The organism is Piscicoccus intestinalis NBRC 104926 (genome assembly GCF_001515525.1).
In the GTDB taxonomy this organism is placed as follows: domain Bacteria; phylum Actinomycetota; class Actinomycetes; order Actinomycetales; family Dermatophilaceae; genus Kineosphaera; species Kineosphaera intestinalis.
In genome coordinates this window covers 1-1,004 of the sequence record NZ_BCNQ01000309.1, presented here as the reverse complement: position 1 = coordinate 1,004, position 1,004 = coordinate 1, and the positions used below count along the sequence as shown (strand labels likewise).

The window sequence follows — 1,004 nt, the reverse complement described above, 5'->3', positions numbered from 1 at the left end:
GCTTGGGCCGCAGGCTGGCCCGTCCAGAGGCCGACTCCGGCGGCGAGGGCGGCGAGCAGCACCGCGAGCGGGCCGAGCAGCGTCGCCAGCCGGTCGGCGAGCCGCAGCAGGGGGGTGCGGCCGTGCTCGGCCTCCTCGACGCTGCGGATGAGTCCAGCGAGCGCGGTGTCGGAGCCGACCGCCTCCGCGCGGACGACGACGAGGCTCGCGGTGTTGATCGTGCCCGCGGAGACGGGGTCGCCGGGGCCGACCTCGACCGGCGCGGGATCGCCGGTGAACAGGCTGGTGTCGAGCGCGGTGGCGCCTTCGGTGAGGACGCCGTCGGCGGCGACGCGCTCGCCGGGGTGGACGAGGAAGCGGGAGCCGACGGCGAGTTCGGCGGTGGGCACGGTGAGTTGGGTGGTGGTGCCGCCGACGCCTTCGCCGAGCACGGTGACGTCGCCGCCGGCGAGGTCGGTCAGCGTGTCGAGGGCGGCGCGGCCGCGGGTGCGTGCGGCGACGACCGACAGCCGGGTGGCCAGGGCGACGGTCGTGATGACGGCGGCGGCGCCGAACAGCGCCGGGGCGCCGGTGACGAGGGCGACGAGCGACCAGCAGAAGGCGAGCGCGACCGCGAGGGCGACGAGGGTGTCGGCCCAGGCCTCGCGGGCGGCGATGCGCCGGGGTCGCAGCGAGGCCGCGTGGAACGGCCAGGCGCCCCAGGTCACGACCGGCAGCGCGAGGGCGAGTTCGAGCCAGCGCAGCCATGCCCCCAGCCCGTTCCCGAGCGGCGTCGTCACGACGAGCACGAGGATCACTGTCAGCAAGGCGGAAACGAGCAGCCGGCGTCGGTCGTCCGCCGCTGCGAAGGCCGTTGCGATTCGACGCCATGCGGAGGCCGGGGCGGGCTCGTCGTCGATTGTGGTGCCGGCCGGGGTCGTCGCGGCCGGGTGCGTGTCGGTGCCTGGCTCACCTCCGGTGCGCTGCGCAGGCTCGCTGGGGCCGCCGGTCGGGGCGGGCCCGGT

General features: G+C 76.8%; 1 protein-coding gene. It reads right to left on the bottom strand.

Annotation, left to right across the window (positions count from 1 at the left end):
- Positions 1 to 797 (bottom strand): P-type ATPase actuator domain-containing protein (locus PINTE_RS21415; protein WP_444543865.1); only part of this gene is annotated, 797 nt, incomplete at its 3' end.
- Positions 798 to 1,004: the final 207 nt, after the last annotated feature.